Raw genomic sequence first — 18,462 nt, 5'->3', positions numbered from 1 at the left:
AAGGCCATGGTGGCGGGCTCACACTGGTGTCCTTGGCCCGTCAGCGGGACGGCAAGGGCGCCAGGGTCAGGCGCGACTGGGGCGCCTCCGGTTGCAGGATAGGGCTCAGGCGGGCAGGAGAATACCCGCCTCTCGCATCTGCGCCAGCTTGTAGCGCAAGGTGCGCGAGCTGATGCCGAGCCGCTCGGCAACGGCTTTACGGCTCCCCTTGCAGTCGTGCAAGGTCTCCAGAATGATCTGGTGTTCCTGCTGCTTGAGCTCGCTGCCGAGCCGCTCGCCGCTGAAGGGGCGCTCGACATTGCCCGCAGTGTCCGCCGGGATGAGTCCGGCCTCGCCGACCCCCAGCGCGAATGCCCCCACGTCTCCCGGCTCCAGGATCAACTGGGCGACCCCTATCTCGCCATCGGTGGAGAGGATCAGGGCCCGCTGCACCACGTTGTCCAGTTCGCGCACGTTGCCAGGCCAGGGATGGGCGAGCAGCAGCGCCGCCGCCTGAGAGTCCAGCCTTGGGGTCGGCAACCCTTGTTGAGCCGCATGGAGCGCAAGCAGGTGCTCGGCCAGGGGCAGTATGTCCCCGGTCCGCTCCCCCAGGGCGCGCCAGTGCAGGGGGAACACATTGAGCCGGTAGTAGAGATCCTCCCGAAACAGCCCCTCTTGCACCGCTCTCTTGAGGTCGCGATTGCTGGTGGCAATGACCCGCACGTCCAGGGGGATCATCTTGCGACTGCCGAGCCGCTCCACCTCTTTCTCCTGCAATACCCGCAGCAGCTTGGCTTGCAAGGAGAGATCCATCTCGGTTATCTCATCGAGCAGCAGGGTGCCGCCCTGAGCTTGTTCGAACTTGCCAGGACAGCCCTGCACGGCGCCGGTGAAGGCCCCCTTGTCATAGCCAAACAGGGTCGCCTCCAGCATGTTCTCCGGAATGGCGGCGCAGTTGATGGCCACAAAGGCTTGTTCACTGCGCGGGGAGTTGTCGTGTATGTAGCGGGCCAGCACCTCCTTGCCCGTGCCACTGGGCCCGGTCACCATGACGGTGGCCTCGCTTCTCGCGACCCTTGCTGCCAGCTGGAACAGCTCGGCACTGCGCGGATCCCCATGCACCACAGTACGCCGCTCCACTTTCTGAGCCGGCACATAGCGACTCACCTGGTTGAGCAGCACCTCGGGGGAGAAGGGCTTGGCGAGATAATCGATGGCCCCCTCGCGCATGGCGCGCACGGCACCGTCTATGTTGGCATGGGCCGTCATCAGCAGCACCGGGATCTGGGGGTAGGCCTGGCGGATGTTGCCCAGCAAGGTGAGGCCATCCATGCCCCCCATCTGAATGTCGGAGATCACCATGTCGAAGGGCTGGCGCGACAGGGCAAGCAGCGCCCGCTCACCGCTCTCGGCCTCACGACACTCGTAACCGCCGAGCAGCAGGGTATCGATCAGCGCCTCGCGCAGACCGGCATCATCTTCAACGACCAGGATCCGGGCCTGACTCATACGCTTGCTCCCAGGGACTGAGCGGTCTCATTGGAATGGAAAATCAGGGTGACGACATGGCCATCACCCCATCGGAGGTCTGCGACACTCATGCGACGACTCCCAGGGCTAGAGCGCCCTCATGCAAAGGGAAAGAGAGGGTAAAGCAGCTGCCCTCCCCCGGTACCGAGGTCACCTTGACCTCCCCCTGATGGGCCCGCACCACGGATTGCACCACGGCCAGTCCCAGGCCCGTGCCCTGGCTGCGGGTCGTAAAGAAGGGTTCAAAGATCTGGGCGAGTTGTTGATGGGTCATGCCTTTGCCGTTATCGATCACCCTCAGCTCGACCCTGTTGTCGCTGCGCACCGCACTCACCATGAGGGAGTTGGCCCCCGCCTGGGCGCCATTGGCAATCAGGTTATTGATGGCACCCGCCAGGGCATTGCTGTTGGCAAGCAGGCAGAGATCGGGCTCAGGAGCCTCGATATGCAGGCTGCACTGCTGCTGATGGCAGAACGCCTCGGCGCCCAGTTGCACCTCGCCCAGCAATCCTTGGACCGAGATGGGGGCCACCACCTGGCTCTCGCCACTGCGGGCGAACAGCAAGATGTCGCTGATCTGTTTTTCCAGATCCTGCAACCTGGCCATCAGTTTTTGCTGAAACAGCACCCGTGATTCCGGCTTGAGGGTGCGGTTGGCCAGGTTGGCGCCATAGAGCATGGCCGCCGACAGGGGGGTGCGGATCTGGTGAGCCAGGGAGGCCGCCATGTTGCCAAGTGCAGAGAGGCGCTTCATGTGGTTGACCCTGTCCTGGAGGCGGCGGGTCTCGGTGAGATCGGTGAGGAACACCAGCTGGCCAGGTTGATCCGGCAACGGCTGGGTAGAAAGCTGCACCCGGCGACCATCTTTCAGGGAGATCTCGTGGCCGTCATCGGCCCTGGGCTCGAAGCAGCGGCCGATGATGGCGCGCCAGCTCAACCCTTCCAGCGGCTCGCCGAGCAGCGCATGGGCTGCGGGGTTGGCGCGGGTGATGGCCCCCTGGCCGTCGAGCAGCAGCACCCCGGTCGGCAGCGCCGTGAAAATGGCATAGAGCTGACTGACTTCGTGGGACTGGACCGGGTTGTCTTGCTGTTGGCTCGTCATAAACCTGACCTCAAACGGGGAGTACGTTCAGGTTATTCAAGTTCTATGCCAGATAAATTTACTGTTTTAAATCATTAGGTTAAATAGATGCGTCAAGGGGTTGACCCTAGGCTTCCTTGCTCATGCCATATTTCTTCATCTTCTCGACCAGGGTAGTGCGGCGCATGCCGAGCAGATCGGCGGCCCGTGCCACCACCCCTTCCTGGGATTCCAGGGCCTGGCGGATCAGCTCCACTTCCAGGTCGGCCAGCATCTCCTTGAGGTTGACCCCCTCCTGGGGCAGCTGCATCAGGTTGCCGTTGCCAGGGCTCGCCAGCAGTTCGGGAGGATCCTGGAACACGGCAGCCAGGGCATCGCGCTCATCCATCTCGGTCAAGCGGGCGTCTCTGGGTTCGCAAGGCAGCAGTCGATAGCGGCTCGGCAGATCCGAGACATCCACTATCTGCTGGGGATAGAGGATCAGCAGACGCTCAAGCAGGTTGGAGAGCTCGCGCACATTGCCGGGCCAGGGGTATTGCAGCAGGGATTCCATGGCACGCTGGGTCAGGCGAATGAAGCCCTGATGCTGCTCCGAATGGCGATTGAGCAACTCCTGCAGCAGCAGCGGAATATCATCGATACGATCGCGCAGGGGGGGGGTATCGATAGGGAACACATTGAGGCGGTAGTAGAGATCTTCCCGAAATTCCTGGGTGCGGATCATCGCCTCAAGATCCCTGTGGGTCGCCGCTATGATGCGCACGTCCGCCTGGATAGGCTTGCCGCCGCCGACCCGGTCGAACAGCCGCTCCTGCAACACCCGCAGCAGTTTGACCTGCATCGGCATCGGCATGTCGCCAATCTCGTCGAGGAAGAGAGTGCCGCCCTGGGCCAGCTCGAAGCGGCCACGCCGCGCCGCGATGGCGCCGGTGAAGGCCCCCTTCTCATGACCAAACAGCTCGCTCTCAAGCAACTCTGCCGGAATGGCGCCGCAGTTGATGGGCACGAAGGGACCGCCAGCACGAGTGGAGAGTTCATGGATGGCGCGCGCCACCACCTCCTTGCCGGTCCCGGATTCTCCCAGGATCAGCACATTGGCATCGGTCTGCGCGACCTGGCCGATGAGACGGCGCACCTCTTGAATGCCCTTGCCCTTGCCCACCAGCAGCCGCAACAGGGTTTGACCCTTGTCATGGGTCTGCTGTTTCGGGTGCAAGGAGACAAACGCCTGGCAAAAGTGCAGATGGCGGGTCAGGGATTCATAAGAAAACGGCGCCTGGGCCACCCCGATGAAGTTGCTATTGGGCAGCGCTATCTCGGTCAGGGAGACGAAGGGGGTGCGGGGGTATTGTTCGAGCAGCGCGCTCAGGGGACGATCCGCCAGCTCGCCGATCAGGACCCCTTGCAGGGGGCCCGAGGCTTCGATGGCCATGTCGAGATCCCCCTGTGCGACCTCTTGCCAAGGAATTCCCATGAAGGAGAGCACTGTACCCAACTGCTGGCGTCTAGCGACATCCGTATCCACTATCAGCACGCCCATTGCCATCATATTCATCCCTCTTCCACCGCCGATTCTTATTGCTATCGCCAGCCACCCCGCAAGGGGGGGGAGGCACAAGGCGCACAAAGTGCCAAAATTCCGGCACCTTGTCAAAAACTGTCGCGCCAGAATGTGTCCTGGCCGACATAGTGGCAACAGATGTTTCCAATCAGGGACGTTGCGCCCCATCAACCTTAATCACTCGAGTCCGAAAATCCCATTCCGATCGCCAGTTTCAGTGCTGCGGGTTCGGCTTGAGGGTCGCATAGCGGCACTCGGGGAAGCGGGTACAGGTGAGAAACTGCTTGCCGGCATAGGGCCCCTTGCGGGCCTCGCGATCCAGCAGAGGCGCGCTGCAGCGTGGGCAAGCGTGGGATTTGGCCGGCGCCGCATCATCCTGGTCATGGATCTTGTGTTCCTGCTCCATACCCTCCTCGTCCTCATCCAGCGAGGTGGCGGTGAATACCCCCTGGGGCATCGCCTCTGGCTCGCCACTCGCAAACGTCCGGGAGAGGGATCTCATCATGGGCAGATCAAGGGGGGCCTTGTCCGCGTCTTGCTCCCTGTCATGACGACGGCCAGCCCCTTTGCTGGTGCGCCCACTCGCTGCATCGGCCTGGGGCCGAGTCAGCGGCCTGGGGGTATCGCCCAGATCCACGGCACCGAGGGATTGCGGGTTGAAGGTCGGTTCACGCCTTGCTCCCCCGCTGAGCGCGGGTTCCATCAGGGGATCCAGCGCATCCTCGGCGAGCAACAAGGCCTGTACCTGTTCCCTGAGCTCGTCGAGATCCGCCGCCTCCTGCCCCACCAGGAGCAAGAGCGGCAAGTCGGCGCGCTCACACAGCTGCTGCAACCAGCGATCCCGGCTCGGTCGACGCTTGCCCTGCCCCGGCGCCAATCGCTCGACCGCGCAGACCAGCGACAGATCCTCGGGGTCACAGAGCAGATAGTCGAACTGACGATCCCCCATGCTGGCCAGCTGCTTTTGCCATTTTCCCTTGCCAACCCCCTTGCCCGGCAGCAGCACGTCTTTGAGACGCACATGGGTAAAGAGTTGCACCTCCCCTTGCAGCAGTGCCTGCAAGGCCGCGAACTCGCGATGGCGCTCCGAGGTCATCAGCGTCTCTTGCAAGGAGCAGGAGACAACCCTGGCACGGCGAGCACGCCAGACAAACAGGACAGCAACGAGGGCCAGTACTAACAGACCGGGTAACAGCAAGCCATTCATGGAGGGGGCAATCCGACTAACGAAAGAGGGGCATAATATTACCACAACCCCCGGCCACAACCGCTATCTGTCAAGGCGCAAAGGCCGGATGCGGCCATCGGCAGAATAATTTCGGTTTTGGCCGGGTCAGGGGGTTCATCTGGCCTGCAACGGCAGGCACAATGAAGTGGACTCACACACAAGGAGAGCAGGATGCAAAAGCAATTGGTTGTCACAGTCATAGGCGCAGACAGACCCGGCATAGTGGAAGAGTTGGCCGCCCTCATCAATCTGCAAGGGGGCAACTGGCTCGCCAGTTCCATGAGCGAATTGGCCGGTCAGTTTGCCGGCATCCTCCAGATCAGCGTGGACGATGCCCACTACCGTACCCTGTGCGAGGCGCTCTCCCTGCTGGCCGGACTCAAGGTGAGCTTCGCCGAAGGGGTGCTCAGTGCCGAGCCCGAGCGCCAGCTGATGCTGACGGTCACCGGCAACGACAGACCCGGCATTGTCCATGAAGTGGCGAGCATCTTGCGCCAGCTCGGCGCCAACGTCATCGACCTGACCACGGGCTGCGAGGCCGCCCCCCACTCCGGTGCGCCGCTCTTCTATGCCCATGCTCTGGTCGCCCTGCCCCAGGGACTGGCCCTGCCGACCCTGATCGATGCCCTGGAGTCCCTCTCGGACGATCTGGTGGTCGACATCGATCAAGACGTGGAAGATTGATGCCGCTGTCATTAAAGCGTCACAAAACCGTCATCTAATGATGCCCATTCGTTCCACGGGATTGGATAAACAGAGGCACTGATGAGCACCGACAAGCTGTATGAAGAGAAGGAACTGAGCTGGCTCTCTTTTAACGAGAGGGTGCTGCAGGAGGCGATGGACAAGACGGTGCCGCTCATCGAGCGGATCCGCTTCCTCGGCATTTTCTCCTCCAACCAGGACGAGTTTTTCAAGGTGCGGGTCTCCGAGGTGAAGCGCCGCATCCTGATCAACGAGGTCCATGGCGGTGATGACGAGGCCAAGGGGCTGCTGCGTGCCATCCAGCAGAAAGTGATGGCGCTCGGCGAAGCCTTCGACAACACCTACAAGGAGCTGCTGATAGCCCTCGCCCGCCACAATATCTTCCTGGTCAACGAGAATCAGCTCTCCGACAACATACAGCTGTGGATGCGGGTCTTCTTCAAGGAGAAGGTGCTGCGCCACCTGATCCCTATCTTGCTCAACAAGGAGGTGAACCCGGTCAAGTTTCTGAAAGACGAGTACACCTACCTGGCGGTGGAGATGAAGAAGCAGGGCCAGGTGATCCAGTACGCCCTGGTCGAGGTACCGACCGACGATCTGCCCCGCTTCGTGCAACTGCCCTCCGAGGGCACCCGCCGCAAGAAACAGATCATCATTCTCGACAACATCATCCGCTTCTGTCTGGATGACCTGTTCAAGGGCTTCTTCGATTACGACGAAATCGCCGCCTATGCGGTCAAGCTGACCCGGGATGCGGAGTACGATCTCTCCGACCAGCTCGATCTCAGCCTGGTCGACAAGATGAGTGATGGCTTGAAGCAGCGCCTCACCGCCATGCCGGTACGCTTCGTCTATGAGCGGGAGATGCCCGCTGCCATGATAAGCTTCCTCAAGCTCAAGCTGCAGATCAGCTCCTACGACGCCATCATGTCCGGCGGCCGCTATCACAATTTCAAGGATTTCATCGGCTTCCCCAATGTCGGCCGGGATTATCTGGAAAACCCCAAGCTGCCGGCCCTCGATTGCCGCGACTTTGATGGCTTCGTCAACGCCTTCGATGCCATCACCAAGCAAGACATCTTGCTCTACTACCCCTATCATAAGTTCCACCACTTCACCGAGCTGGTGCGCCAGGCGGCCTTCGATCCGGCAGTGAGCGCCATTCGCATCAATATCTATCGGGTCGCCAAGAAGTCGCGCATCATCCACTCCCTGGTCGATGCCGCCAACAACGGCAAGAAGGTGACTGTGGTGGTCGAGTTGCGGGCCCGCTTCGACGAGGCGGCCAACATCGACTGGGCCAATGTCTTGACCGACGCCGGGGTCAAGGTGGTGTTCGGGGTACCCAGCCTCAAGATCCACTCCAAGCTCTGCCTCATCACCCGTCTCGAGCAGGGTGAGGCGGTGCGCTATGCCCATATCGGCACCGGCAACTTCAACGAGAAGACCGCCAAGATCTATACCGACTTCTCTCTGCTGACCCGCAACCCCGACATCACCGCCGAGGTAGAGGGAGTATTCGAGTACATCGAGTACCCCTACCGCCGCTACAAGTTCAATCACCTGCTGGTCTCCCCCATCAACTGCCGCCGCCAGCTCTACCGGTTGATTGACAACGAGTTGACCAACGCCAAGGCGGGGCTGCCCAGCGGCATCACCCTCAAGATCAACAATCTGGTGGACAGAGACCTCATCAACCGTCTCTATGCGGCGGGCCAGGCCGGGGTGCCCATCCAGATGATCATCCGTGGCATGTGCGCCCTGCGCCCCGGGGTGCCGGGTCTCAGCGAAAACATCAGAGTGATCAGCATCATAGATCGCTTCCTCGAGCATCCACGGGTCATGGTGTTTCACAACAAGGGCAATGTGCAGCTCTATATCTCCAGCGCCGACTGGATGAGCCGCAACATCGATGGTCGCATCGAGGTGGGCACCCCCATCTATGACGATCGGCTCAAGCAGCGCATCCTGGATATACTGGAGTTGCAACTGAGTGACACCACCAAGGCGCGGGTCATCGATGCAGAACAGCAGAACCTGTATGTAAACCGGGGCAACAGGCGCAAGATCCGCTCCCAGGTTGCCACCTACGACTATCTCAAACGCATCGAGTCAACTCCCCATGGACAATAGCCTTTATGCCGCCGTCGATCTGGGCTCCAACAGCTTCCACATGGTCATCGCCCGTCTCACCGACGGGCGCATGCAGATCATCGACAGGATCAAGGAGCGGGTCCGGCTGGCGGAGGGGATGGATGATCAGCATAGAATGTCGGTCGAGGCCATGGCCCGCGGTCTCGCCTGCCTGACCCTCTTTGCCGAACGGCTCACCAACATCAAGCCGGATCAGATCCGCATCGCCGGCACCTATACCCTGCGCCGGGCCAGCAATGCCCGCGAGTTCGTCGCCAAGGCAGCCAGCTTGCTCCAACACCCCATCGAGGTGATCAGCGGTCAGGAGGAGGCCCGTCTCGTCTATCAGGGCGTGGCTCACACCCAGCATATCGAGGGGCCTGTGCTGGTGGTGGATATCGGCGGCGGCAGCACCGAACTCATCATTGGCGAAGGATTCGAACACAAGGCGCTCACCAGCCGCAAGATGGGGTGCGTCAGCTTCACCCAGAGCTTCTTTGCCAACGGCAAATTGAGTGAAAAGGCCTTCAACAGTGCCGTGCTGGAGGCGCAGCATCAGCTCGCCCCCATCATCAACCAATACCATAAGCTCGGCTGGCAGAGCTGCCTGGGCAGCTCCGGCTCGATCCGTACCGTGCGCGACGTGTTGCAAGGAGAAGGCTGGACCGATGGCAGCATCACCCTGGCGGGGCTCGAGCGCCTCAAACGGGAGCTGCTCGAGCACAAGAAGGTCGAACAGCTGAAGTTCTCTGGCCTGACCGAGGATCGCCAAGGGGTGTTTGCCGCGGCGGTCGCCATCCTGCTTGGGCTCTTTACCTCCTTGCCCATCGAGCGGATGGAGTATTCGGACGGCGCCTTGCGCGAGGGGCTACTCTATGAGTTCGAGGAGCGTCTGCAGCACCACGACATTCGCGAGCGCACCGCGCTGGCCCTCAGCTCCCACTATCGCATCGACAAGCGCCAGGCGACCCGGGTGGAGCAGAGCGTGCTAACCCTGTTTGATGCCCTGAGCGACCCCTGGCAGATGCCCATCGAGCCTTATCGCGCCATCCTCGGCTGGGCGGCGCGACTGCACGAGATTGGCCTTGCCATCAACTACAGCGGCATCCATCGCCACTCCGCCTATATCTTGCAACATACCGACTTGCCCGGTTTCAACCAGGACGATCAGGCCCTGCTGGCCGCCCTGGTGCGCTTCCAGCGCAAGGGGCTCAAGCTCTCGGAGCTGCCCACCCTGCCCAACCACGATGAACACACTGTGCTGCGCTGCATCCGCATCCTGCGCCTCGCGGTGGCCGCCCACCACAGACGCCAGGACAAGCTGTTGCCTGAATGGCGAGTGCAGGCCGCCGGGGATCAGCTGGTGGTCACCCTGCCAACCGACTGGTGCGAGGAGAACCGGCTGCTGATGCAGAATCTGGAAAAAGAGCAACGCTACTGCCAGGAGCATGGCTGGCCCTTGCTGTTTCAACTGAGCTGAACCATACCCCCCTGAAAACAACAAAGGCAGCCTGAGCTGCCTTTGTGCATTTGATCTCTGCGCGCTCAGCTCAGCTCAGGCAGGATCAACTTGGCTATCTCGAAGTAGATGATGAGGCCGGTGCCATCGACCAGGGTCGAGATAAAGGGGGCCGACACCACGGCCGGATCCATCCGCAAGCGGCGCAGCAGCAAGGGGATGATGGAGGCGACGATGGCGCTCCACAGCACGATGGCAATGATGGTCAGGGTGACCACCACCCCTACTTCCACGCCCACCCCCAGACTCCAGGCCCGTACCCAGGCAGCCACGGCGATGGCCACCGAGACCAGCATGGCGGTGGAGATCTCTTTGCGCAGCACTGTGCCAAGGTTGCGCAGGCTGACCTCCCCCACCGCCATGGCCCGCACCAGGGTGGTGGTGATCTGGGTGCCGCTGTTGCCGCCCGTGCCGATGAGCAGCGGAATAAAGAAGGCCAGGGCGATGGCCGCCTCCAACTGCTCCTCGAAGGCCCGCAGCACAGTGCCCGTATAGGCCTCGGCCACGAACAGGATCAACAGCCAGCCGATACGCTTGCGCCACAGCTGCCAGGGGGTGGCATGGAGATAAGGGGTTTCGAGGGGGGATGAGCCACCTTGCAACTCGGCATCCTCGGTGGATTCGAGCTCGAGTATGTCGGCGGCATCATCCAGGTGGAAGATGCCGAGCAGGCGACCATCGGATTCCACCGGCAGGGAGAGCAGATCCCGCTCCACCAGCATCCGCGCCGCCAGCTCCTGATCCATGCGGGCGTCGAGGCGGATCAGATCCCGCTCCATCAGCTCGCACACCGCCCTGTCCGGCTCGGCCACCAGCATGGTCTTGAGCGAGAGATAGCCGAGCAACTGGCCACTCTCATCGACCACATAGATATCCTGGAACACCTCGGCGTTGTCCCAGGCATCGTGGATCCGCTGTTTGGCGCTGGCGATGGACTCCTCCCCCTTGAGGGTGAAGAAGTCGTGACGCATGTGGGCGCCCACCGACTCGCTTGGCCAGCGGAGCAGCCCCTTGAGCTCGGCACTCACCCCGGATGGCAGACTCGCCAACAGGGAGGCGCGCTCCCGTTTCCCCAGGCTGCGCAACATGGCAAGCAGCTCACGGCGCGGGATCTTGCCTTGCACCAGGGTCAGCACACTCGGGTGCAGGCGCAGCAACAGCCGGGCACCGCAGGTGCGGGCCAGCATGCCGAGCAGTCGGGCGCCATCGGCCCCCAGGGTATCAAACAGACAGTTGAGCTCTTCCTGGCGCAGGGCGAGCAGCTGGTCGGCCCGCGCATCCGGGGCCAGTTCATTGTCGAGCCAGGCCTGCAGGGTGGGCAGGTCGAGCAGTTGATGACGGTTCAGTAACAGATGTGTTTTCTTCATCGAAGATAAGCCTTTGTGATCCCGGCGAGCCGGGCTATCCCGCGAGGGATGGGCTGATAAGAAAACAGCAATTGATGGACGAGAAATCGGCAGGAAATGACGCCGTTCGGCGTGTCATCATCCCCACGTGCCAGCTTTAGCACTGCATAACGTATCCGGTGAACCGGAAGCCACTTGGGTTAACACCTTAATCCGATGATAACTGTCCTGAGCTTGGGCGTCTCTCGACGTCGTGAGATCAGTGGCCTGTGTTTATGCAGGAGCCTCGCCTAACGAGATGCTGCGAAAAAGCAGGCAGATGCGACGCACCTTGCCTGCCCTGCTATGGTCGGTCAGACCCGCCAGGGAGTCAAACGCTATGAGCCTTTATTAACAATCCCTTACAACTCTCAAGCCGGTTAGCGAATGTAGTCGAACAGGGTCAGCTTGCTGATATTGCTAAACGCCTGCTGAGAGGCGCTCATGGCCGCATTCTCCTTGGAGAGGGTCGAGATCACCTCATAGAGATCGATCTCGGACACCTTGGCCCTGGCCTGCTGGTTGAGGGTATCGAGCCCGGTATTGGAACTCATCACCTGCTCCAGGCTGTTCATCCGCCCCCCCAGCGCACCGAGCCCGGTGTCCATCCGTTGGCGGGCATTGCCCAGATGGGCCTGGGCATCCTGCGATCTCAGCTGGAAGTCATCATTGGAGAGATTCGGGTCGCGCAGGGCACCGAGAAAGTCGGAGATACCGTTGAGAATGTTGTCGTTCTTTGGCTGATCCAGGGAGAACTCCTGCACTGTGCCGGCGCCTTGACTCAGATTGAGGGTGAGGCCGTTGAAATTGATATCCTCCCCGGCCACATAGTCGCCATTTTGCAGCACATTGCCGCCCACGTCGGTGATCTGGTAGCTATCCGGCACCCCCGCCACCGTGGTAACTGTGTATTTGTTGCTGGCCAGGGCGCTGTCATAGTTGGTGCGATAGAAGTTGTCGAACTGGCCTTGAGCCCCCACCTTGACCTGGATATCGGCGGTATCGGCACTGGCAGTGCGCCGGGTCGGCACCGTCTCGAACAGATCCAGACCCGAATCATTGGCGGGGATGCGCACCGTGGAGGAGACCTGGATCTCCCGCTGACCGGTATCCCCCTGGAACACATAGTTGCCGCTGGGATCCTTCACGAAGGGTTGAGTCTTGCTCTGGTTGCCGCCGAAGATGTACTCCCCTTGCGAATTCTTGCTGTTCATCAGGTCGAACATCTGTTGCTGCAAGCCTTCCAGCTCCTTGGCCACGGACTCGCGATCCGTCTGACTCAGGGCCGAGTCGTTCGCTTTTTGCATCAGGGTCTGGGCACTGAGCATGGCATCATTGAGGGAGCTGAGGATGGTCTCCTCGTGCCCCAGGCTGTTCTCCAGCAGGCTGCCATTGACGCCATATTGCTGGAACAGGTCTATCTCCTTGGTCAGCGCCATCTTCTGGCTCATGCCGGACGGATCCTGACCCGCCGTCTTGAACTTGTCCCCGGAGTAGAGCTGCTCATAGGCGGTATTCTGCCGTTCGGCCGCCGCACTCAGGGAGGAGAGCCCGCGGTTGTACATCATGTTGGTGGTGATGCGCATGACTTACCTCACTGATGACAACAGGGTGTCGAAGATAGTTTTGGCGGTGGTGACCACCTGGGCCGAGGCGGCATAAGCCTGCTGGAAGCGAATGAGATTCCCCGCCTCCTCATCCAGGCTGACCCCGGAGACACTCTCGAAGATGGCGCTGCTCTGCGCCAATTTGCCCTTGTTGGCCAGCATCTCGGTGTTGGCCTGACTGGTCTTGTTGCCCACCCCGACCACCAGCCCGGTATAGGCCTCGTTGAAGGTCATCTTGTCATTGCCGCTGGCGGAGCTGCTGCTCTTGCGCACCAGATCCTTGTTCTGCAATTCAGCCAGGGCCAGGCCGTTGGCATTGTCGGAGAAACCGTTCTTGTTGTAACTCAGGGTGAAGCTGTCATTGGCCTGGACCTGACCCGTGATGCTGAATTCATAGCCTGGGCTCTGACCCGGATCGGCGTACACCTTGGGGCCACCGAGCGGGCTCTCGAGGGCGGCCATCAGGTTCTGGCCCTTGCTGCTGGCGGGCGCGACCCCTATGAGCGTGGTGCCATCTTTCTCATAGACCTCATAGTTGCCACTGCCGTCTATCTTGACCACTTGCGGCGCTGCGGGATCCAGGTCATTACCGGTAAAACCTGAGCCTGCCCCCGTGTTGCCTACGGTGCCGAGGGAGATGATGCCCGAGCCCAGATTCTGACTGCTCTTGTCGGCCTTGAGGGGAGAGGCCAGCGCCAGATCCTCGGCGCGGTTGATCAGCTTTTCAATCCCGGCTGCCGCCTGCTTGGTCGGTTGCAGCAACAGCTTGTCCCCTGCCGCCGGCGTGCCGGACAAGTCGATGGAGATGCCATGACCCGGCACCTCGAAACTGGCGGGCGGCGTGCTGCCGGTGGCGACGGAGGTACGCTTGCCATCACTGCCGATGGAGAAGACCTCAAAGCCGGTGGCACTGCTGAAACTCACCTCATAATCGAGGGCGGTCACCTCGCTCCCCTTGCCGGGCACGAAGTGGACCATGGCCTCCCCCGAGCCGGTGTTCTTGGCAAAGGGCAGTCCTTCACTGCTGGGCAAGGAGAAGAGGTCCCCCCCCAGCTCGTTGTCGAGATCCAGGCCCAGGCGGTTCTGCTGATTCATGGCGTCGGACAAGGAGATGGCGAGTTGCCCCAGTTCACGCTTGGTCGGTTCGAGATCGCGACGGGCAGAGAAGAGGCCCCCAAGGCCGCCCCCCAGCACCTTGTTGTCTATCTTGGCCTGATTCTTACCGAGATTGAGCTGCAGCTCCTTGTCCCTGGAGTCGGGATCCCCCGGGATCACCGTGAACTGGGCCACAGAGCCATCCAGCACCAGTGAGTGGCCCGAGCTCATGTTGACCAGCACGCTGCCATTGGGCTGGGTGACGGTACGGATATCCATCTTCTGGGAGAGCTGGGCAATGGCATCATCGCGCTGATCGTAGAGCATCAGGTTCTCTTCCCCCGTGCCCTGGGTGCGCACTATCGCCTTGTTGATCTCATTGATGTTATTGAGCAGGCTGTTGACATGCTGGGTCTCGTCATCGATGCGATCGTTGATGACGTCACTCTGTTTGTCGAACTGGGAGGAGAGGGTGTGGAAGCGATTCACCATGCTGCCGAGCCCGGTGAGGGTGGTATTGCGCGCCCCCAGATCCGCCGGCGATTCGTTGGCGGTATGGAACCCCTTGAAGTAGGCGGTGATGGCCGTGCCGACGCTGTTGCTGGTATCCCCCAGCAGGCTGTCCACGGTAGAGAGCTGTTCGAAACGCATGGAGGATGCGTTGAAGGCGGAGGTGTCGCGACGCAGCTCACCCTGGGCATACTGGTTGATCACCCGCTCGCTCATGCTCTCACCCGTGCCAAACCCGATGGCATTGGTGTAGATCAGGGTGCGTTCCCGGGTATAGCCCTGGCTATTGACGTTGACGATATTGTTACTGGTGGTCTGCAGCAGTTTCTGATGCGCCAGTACCCCAGAGGTTCCTATCCCAAGCAGATCGCTTGCCATGCTTTACAGCTCCGTGTCTGTGTATTGGGCAATGTGTTCACTGCGCAATACCTGTTTCAATTTATTGGCGTACTGGGGGTCGGTGGCATATCCGGCCTGCTGCAGTGCCTCAAAATAGCGATCCGGGCTGTCGGCCTTGGCCAAGGCGCCCTTGTAACGGCTCCCGGATGTCAGGAAATCAACATAGTCATTGAAACTCTCTTCGAACGAGTCGTAGGAGCGAAACGCCGCCTTCTGACGGGAGGCGACACCCTGCTCATACTCCAGGGTGCTGACCACGGCCTTGTCCCCTTGCCAGCGCGGATCGGCCTTGATGCCAAACAGGTTATGGCTCATCTGGCCGTCCCCATCCTTGATGACCCGCTTGCCCCAACCACTCTCCAGGGCCGCCTGGGCGACCAGCACCGCCGGGTTCAATCCCAGCTTGTCGGCGGCCTTTTTGGCCATCGGCATCAACTTGCTGACAAAATCGCTGGGGGAATCAAAACCACTGCCCGCCGAGGGGTCACGCAGCCCCTGGGGGGGCTGCTGTCCCATGGCCGGTATGCTGCGATGGCGCCTGCCAAGGGCGGCACTCCCGGTCAGCTCTCCTGGCTCCATGGTCTTTTCAGCAAAATCCTTGCCAACTTTGGAGGCTTCGATCAGACCATGCTCACTGCCGGTCGGGGCCACATAGGGTTTGTGCGCCCGTTCGGTGCGCTGGGGCAGCTTGAGGACGCGGCCATCCTCATGCTTGAAGCTGTCAGGGGAGAACTGCTTGACCACCATGTCGGCCAGCCCCAGCCCGCCTTTCCCTGACATGTCGGAGACCCGCTGCTGGTCGAGCATGCCTTCGTAGAACTGGGTGTAGCTGCTGCTAAAGGGGTTGTCCGCGGTCAATGCCTGGCTCGCCTCTCGCATACCCTTGAACAACATCTGGCTGAAGATGGATTCGAACTGGCGGGCTGCCGACTGGAGCGCCTGCTGCTTGCCCTCCTTGGTAAGGCTCATTTGACGCAACTTATCCAGGTTCTGGATATCCTGCACCATGCCTAAATCCACGCCTTTATTGTCGATATTCGCCATCTTGCTTACCTTCTTTGCCGCCTGTGGCAAGCCCTTGCCGGTTGGCTGCCACGGGGCAGCCAAGGTTGGAGACTGTTACAAAATAACCAGCTGGCCTTCGATGGCACCCGCCTGCTGCAGGGCTTCGAGGATGGCCATGAGATCGCCCGGCGCGATGCCGACCTGGTTCACCGCCCGGACCAGATCATCCAGGGTGGCGCCAGTATCGAGCTTGAACATGCGCCCCGGCTCTTGCTGCACATTGATGGTGGAGTTGTTGGTGACCACCGTATCCCCCCCCGCGAGCGGGTTGGGTTGAGAGACCTGCTGGTTCTCGGCAATGGTCACCGTCAGGCCGCCATGGCTGATGGCCGCAGGCTTGAGCCTGACCTGGCTGCCGATGACGATGGTGCCGGTGCGCGAGTTGACGATGATCTTGGCCGCCTCGGCACCCGGATCCACCTCCAGGTTCTCTATGGTGGCAAGATAGGCGACTCGCTGACCCGGATCCCGGGGGGCAAACACCTTGACCGAGGTGGCATCCAGTGCCTGGGCGGTATTGGGCCCCACCAGATTATTGATGGATTCCGCCAGGCGGCGCGCCGTGGTGAAGTCGGAGCGATTGAGGTTGAAGGTGATGGTATCGCCCTGGCTGAAGGAGTTGGGCACCTCACGCTCGACGGTGGCGCCATTGGCAATGCGGCCCACGGTCGGGGTATTGACCACCACCTTGGAACCATCGGCCCCCTCGGCGCCGAGACCACCGACCACCAGACTGCCCTGGGCCACCGCATAGACGCGGCCATCCAACCCCTTGAGGAAGGTCTGCAGCAAGGTGCCGCCCCGCAGGCTCTTGGCCTCGCCGATGGCGGAGACGGTCACGTCTATGGTCTGGCCCGGCTTGGAGAAGGGGGGCAGGTCGGCGTGAATGGCCACCGGCGCCACGTCTTTTATCTTCGGCTTGATGTTGTCGGGCACCTTGATGCCGAAGTTGTTGAGCATGGTGCGAAATGTCTGTTCGGTGAAGGCGTTGTTCTTCTCGCCGGTGCCGGGCAGACCCACCACCAGGCCATAGCCCAGCAGCTGGTTGTTACGCACCCCTTCGACCGAACTGATGTCCTTGATACGGGCAGCCTGGGCCGCCAGGGGTAACAGGCAGCAGCACAGACAGAGTAGACGGAGTCGTTTCATGGGTTGTCCTAGCACTAGAGTGGCCACCAGGGACCATTGAAGAAACTGGTCAGCCAGCCCTGTTCCTGGGTATTGGCCAGGTCACCGGTACCACCGTAGTGGATACGGGCATTGGCCACCTTCTGGGAGGAGACGCTGTTGTCCGAGGTCACGTCTTCGGGGCGGATGAGGCCGGTGATACGGATATACTCGTTGCCGTTGTTGAGCATGATCCACTTCTCGCCACGCACCACCAGGTTGCCGTTGCTGAGCACCTTGGCCACGCTGACCGAGATACTGCCCTGCAAACTGTTGCTCTGATCCGCCTTGGCCTGCCCCTTGAAGGCGGAATCTTGCCCGATGGAGGCCGACATATTGTACGCGCCGGCCGTGATGGGCACGCCCCCCAGGCTGACCGGATCCAGATTGAAATCATTCTCCTTGCCGGTCTGGGTGTTGGCCTTCTTGGAGGCGGAGGTCGACTCGGCCAACTCGATGGTGATGATGTCACCGACCTTGTGGGCCTTGATGTCCGAGTAGATGCCATTGACCTGATCGGGCTGAAAGATGGCACCGGTCGGGCGCACCGACACCGGTTCGGATTCACCATAGACCGGGGAAAACTCGGGGTCGTCCGGTTTGGCGGTATTGAGGGTGCTGGTACAACCCCCCAGCGCCAACAGGCCCAACATCCAGATGTGTTTCATTGCAAGACTCCCATTACTGCCGCTGGGTAAGAGAAGAGGTTATGTCCGTTGGGTCAGGTAGGACATCATGGAGTCCACCGCCGAGATCACCTTGGAGTTCATCTCGTAGACCCGCTGGGCCTGAATGAGGTTGACCAGCTCCTCGGTGACGTTGACGTTGGAGACCTCCAGCATGCCCTGCTTGATGACACCGAGTCCGTCCGCACCGGCCGTGCCTTCGATGGGCGCTCCGCTCGACTGGGTCTCGAGGAACATGTTCTCACCCATGGGCTGCAGGCCGGAGGCGTTGACGAAGTCGCTGATGTTGATCTGGCCAATCACCTGGGATTGACCGTCCCCCTTGAGCTGGATGGAGACCTGACCATCCTCGCCTATGGTGACGCTCTGGGCGTTTTCCGGGATCTGGATCTCGGGCTGCAACGGATAGCCGTTGCCCGGGGTGACGATAGTCCCCTCGTCATTGAGGGTGAACTGGCCGTTGCGGCTATAGGCGCTGCTGCCATCGGGCAGTTGCACCTCGAAGAAGCCACGCCCATTGATCATCAGATCCAGGGAGTTGTCCGTGGTCTGCACGTTGCCCTGACTGAAGCTCTTCTGGGTGGCGACCACCTTGGCCCCCGCCCCCAGCATCAGGCCGGACGGCAGCTCGGTATCGGCCGAGGAGCGCCCCCCCGGCTGATTGATGTTCTGATAGAGCAAATCTTCGAAGATGGCTCGGGATTTCTTGTAGCCAACGGTACTGGCGTTGGCGAGGTTGTTTGAGGTAACGGCGATGTTGGTCTGCTGGGCATCCAGTCCCGTCTTGCCTATCCAAAGTGCAGGATTCATGT

14 protein-coding genes and 1 riboswitch are annotated in these 18,462 nt (G+C 61.1%); of the genes, 3 read left to right on the top strand and 11 right to left on the bottom strand.

All coding sequences use genetic code 11. The annotated features are described in order from the left end of the window. Positions 1 to 105: 105 nt before the first annotated feature. The 4 genes from BN1130_RS16680 to BN1130_RS16665 all read right to left on the bottom strand — a co-directional run bounded on the left by BN1130_RS16680 (position 106) and on the right by BN1130_RS16665 (position 5,358). Positions 106 to 1,488, bottom strand: a complete 1,383-nt coding sequence (locus tag BN1130_RS16680; RefSeq protein ID WP_042043348.1) for a sigma-54-dependent transcriptional regulator — start codon at positions 1,486 to 1,488, stop codon at positions 106 to 108. Between the two features lie 88 nt (positions 1,489 to 1,576). Then, entirely contained in the window at positions 1,577 to 2,611 is a 1,035-nt protein-coding gene (locus BN1130_RS16675) for a sensor histidine kinase (protein WP_042043346.1), read from the bottom strand. Between the two features lie 106 nt (positions 2,612 to 2,717). Next, positions 2,718 to 4,139 carry a sigma-54 dependent transcriptional regulator gene (locus BN1130_RS16670; RefSeq protein WP_042043579.1) on the bottom strand — a complete coding sequence of 474 codons (1,422 nt, stop codon included), beginning with the start codon at positions 4,137 to 4,139 and terminating at the stop codon, positions 2,718 to 2,720. 226 nt (positions 4,140 to 4,365) lie between these two features. Continuing rightward, entirely contained in the window at positions 4,366 to 5,358 is a 993-nt protein-coding gene (locus BN1130_RS16665) for a DUF2726 domain-containing protein (protein ID WP_084218244.1), read from the bottom strand. 192 nt (positions 5,359 to 5,550) lie between these two features. Between BN1130_RS16665 and BN1130_RS16660 the strand changes: the two genes are divergently transcribed. From BN1130_RS16660 to ppx, 3 genes are all read left to right on the top strand, one after another. Further along, entirely contained in the window at positions 5,551 to 6,063 is a 513-nt protein-coding gene (locus BN1130_RS16660; RefSeq protein ID WP_042043344.1) for a glycine cleavage system transcriptional repressor, read from the top strand. An 81-nt stretch (positions 6,064 to 6,144) separates the two neighbouring features. Then, positions 6,145 to 8,217, top strand: a complete 2,073-nt coding sequence (ppk1, locus tag BN1130_RS16655) for a polyphosphate kinase 1 (protein ID WP_042043343.1) — start codon at positions 6,145 to 6,147, stop codon at positions 8,215 to 8,217. Then, entirely contained in the window at positions 8,207 to 9,697 is a 1,491-nt protein-coding gene (gene ppx / locus BN1130_RS16650) for an exopolyphosphatase (RefSeq protein WP_042043341.1), read from the top strand. Before ppk1 ends, ppx begins: the two co-directional genes overlap by 11 nt. Positions 9,698 to 9,762: 65 nt before the next feature. Here the strand turns inward: ppx and mgtE are convergent, their stop codons facing one another. The 7 genes from mgtE to flgG form a co-directional block, all read right to left on the bottom strand. Continuing rightward, positions 9,763 to 11,103, bottom strand: a complete 1,341-nt coding sequence (gene mgtE / locus BN1130_RS16645; RefSeq protein WP_042043339.1) for a magnesium transporter — start codon at positions 11,101 to 11,103, stop codon at positions 9,763 to 9,765. Positions 11,104 to 11,217: 114 nt separating this feature from the next. Then, a riboswitch (M-box (ykoK) riboswitch) is annotated at positions 11,218 to 11,387 on the bottom strand. 114 nt (positions 11,388 to 11,501) lie between these two features. Next, positions 11,502 to 12,707, bottom strand: a complete 1,206-nt coding sequence (gene flgL / locus BN1130_RS16640) for a flagellar hook-associated protein FlgL (RefSeq protein WP_042043338.1) — start codon at positions 12,705 to 12,707, stop codon at positions 11,502 to 11,504. Positions 12,708 to 12,710: 3 nt separating this feature from the next. Then, positions 12,711 to 14,711 (bottom strand): flagellar hook-associated protein FlgK, encoded by a 2,001-nt coding sequence (gene flgK / locus BN1130_RS16635; RefSeq protein ID WP_042043336.1) that lies wholly within the window; start codon positions 14,709 to 14,711, stop codon positions 12,711 to 12,713. A 3-nt stretch (positions 14,712 to 14,714) separates the two neighbouring features. Continuing rightward, entirely contained in the window at positions 14,715 to 15,776 is a 1,062-nt protein-coding gene (gene flgJ / locus BN1130_RS16630; RefSeq protein WP_042043335.1) for a flagellar assembly peptidoglycan hydrolase FlgJ, read from the bottom strand. Between the two features lie 75 nt (positions 15,777 to 15,851). Next, entirely contained in the window at positions 15,852 to 16,946 is a 1,095-nt protein-coding gene (locus BN1130_RS16625; RefSeq protein WP_042043334.1) for a flagellar basal body P-ring protein FlgI, read from the bottom strand. Between the two features lie 14 nt (positions 16,947 to 16,960). Next, complete coding sequence (gene flgH, locus BN1130_RS16620; protein WP_042043333.1) at positions 16,961 to 17,632, bottom strand: flagellar basal body L-ring protein FlgH; 672 nt, start codon at positions 17,630 to 17,632, stop codon at positions 16,961 to 16,963. Positions 17,633 to 17,671: 39 nt separating this feature from the next. Next, positions 17,672 to 18,460 carry a flagellar basal-body rod protein FlgG gene (flgG, locus tag BN1130_RS16615; protein ID WP_042043331.1) on the bottom strand — a complete coding sequence of 263 codons (789 nt, stop codon included), beginning with the start codon at positions 18,458 to 18,460 and terminating at the stop codon, positions 17,672 to 17,674. Positions 18,461 to 18,462: the final 2 nt, after the last annotated feature.

Origin of the sequence: Aeromonas rivuli (genome assembly GCF_000820045.1) — a bacterium.
Lineage (GTDB): Bacteria > Pseudomonadota > Gammaproteobacteria > Enterobacterales > Aeromonadaceae > Aeromonas > Aeromonas rivuli.
The sequence above is the reverse complement of the archived record's forward strand: the minus strand, read 5'-3'. Positions and strand labels throughout refer to the sequence as shown.

What these genes read in the sequence shown, in the direction of transcription:
- BN1130_RS16675 (WP_042043346.1), bottom strand. Translation starts at nt 2,611, where the DNA reads ATGACGAGCCAACAGCAAGACAACCCGGTCCAGTCCCACGAAGTCAGT.
- flgG (WP_042043331.1), bottom strand. Translation starts at nt 18,460, where the DNA reads ATGAATCCTGCACTTTGGATAGGCAAGACGGGACTGGATGCCCAGCAG.
- BN1130_RS16625 (WP_042043334.1), bottom strand. Translation starts at nt 16,946, where the DNA reads ATGAAACGACTCCGTCTACTCTGTCTGTGCTGCTGCCTGTTACCCCTG.
- flgH (WP_042043333.1), bottom strand. Translation starts at nt 17,632, where the DNA reads ATGAAACACATCTGGATGTTGGGCCTGTTGGCGCTGGGGGGTTGTACC.
- mgtE (WP_042043339.1), bottom strand. Translation starts at nt 11,103, where the DNA reads ATGAAGAAAACACATCTGTTACTGAACCGTCATCAACTGCTCGACCTG.
- BN1130_RS16670 (WP_042043579.1), bottom strand. Translation starts at nt 4,139, where the DNA reads ATGATGGCAATGGGCGTGCTGATAGTGGATACGGATGTCGCTAGACGC.
- BN1130_RS16665 (WP_084218244.1), bottom strand. Translation starts at nt 5,358, where the DNA reads ATGAATGGCTTGCTGTTACCCGGTCTGTTAGTACTGGCCCTCGTTGCT.
- ppx (WP_042043341.1), top strand. Translation starts at nt 8,207, where the DNA reads ATGGACAATAGCCTTTATGCCGCCGTCGATCTGGGCTCCAACAGCTTC.
- BN1130_RS16660 (WP_042043344.1), top strand. Translation starts at nt 5,551, where the DNA reads ATGCAAAAGCAATTGGTTGTCACAGTCATAGGCGCAGACAGACCCGGC.
- flgL (WP_042043338.1), bottom strand. Translation starts at nt 12,707, where the DNA reads ATGCGCATCACCACCAACATGATGTACAACCGCGGGCTCTCCTCCCTG.
- flgJ (WP_042043335.1), bottom strand. Translation starts at nt 15,776, where the DNA reads ATGGCGAATATCGACAATAAAGGCGTGGATTTAGGCATGGTGCAGGAT.
- BN1130_RS16680 (WP_042043348.1), bottom strand. Translation starts at nt 1,488, where the DNA reads ATGAGTCAGGCCCGGATCCTGGTCGTTGAAGATGATGCCGGTCTGCGC.
- flgK (WP_042043336.1), bottom strand. Translation starts at nt 14,711, where the DNA reads ATGGCAAGCGATCTGCTTGGGATAGGAACCTCTGGGGTACTGGCGCAT.
- ppk1 (WP_042043343.1), top strand. Translation starts at nt 6,145, where the DNA reads ATGAGCACCGACAAGCTGTATGAAGAGAAGGAACTGAGCTGGCTCTCT.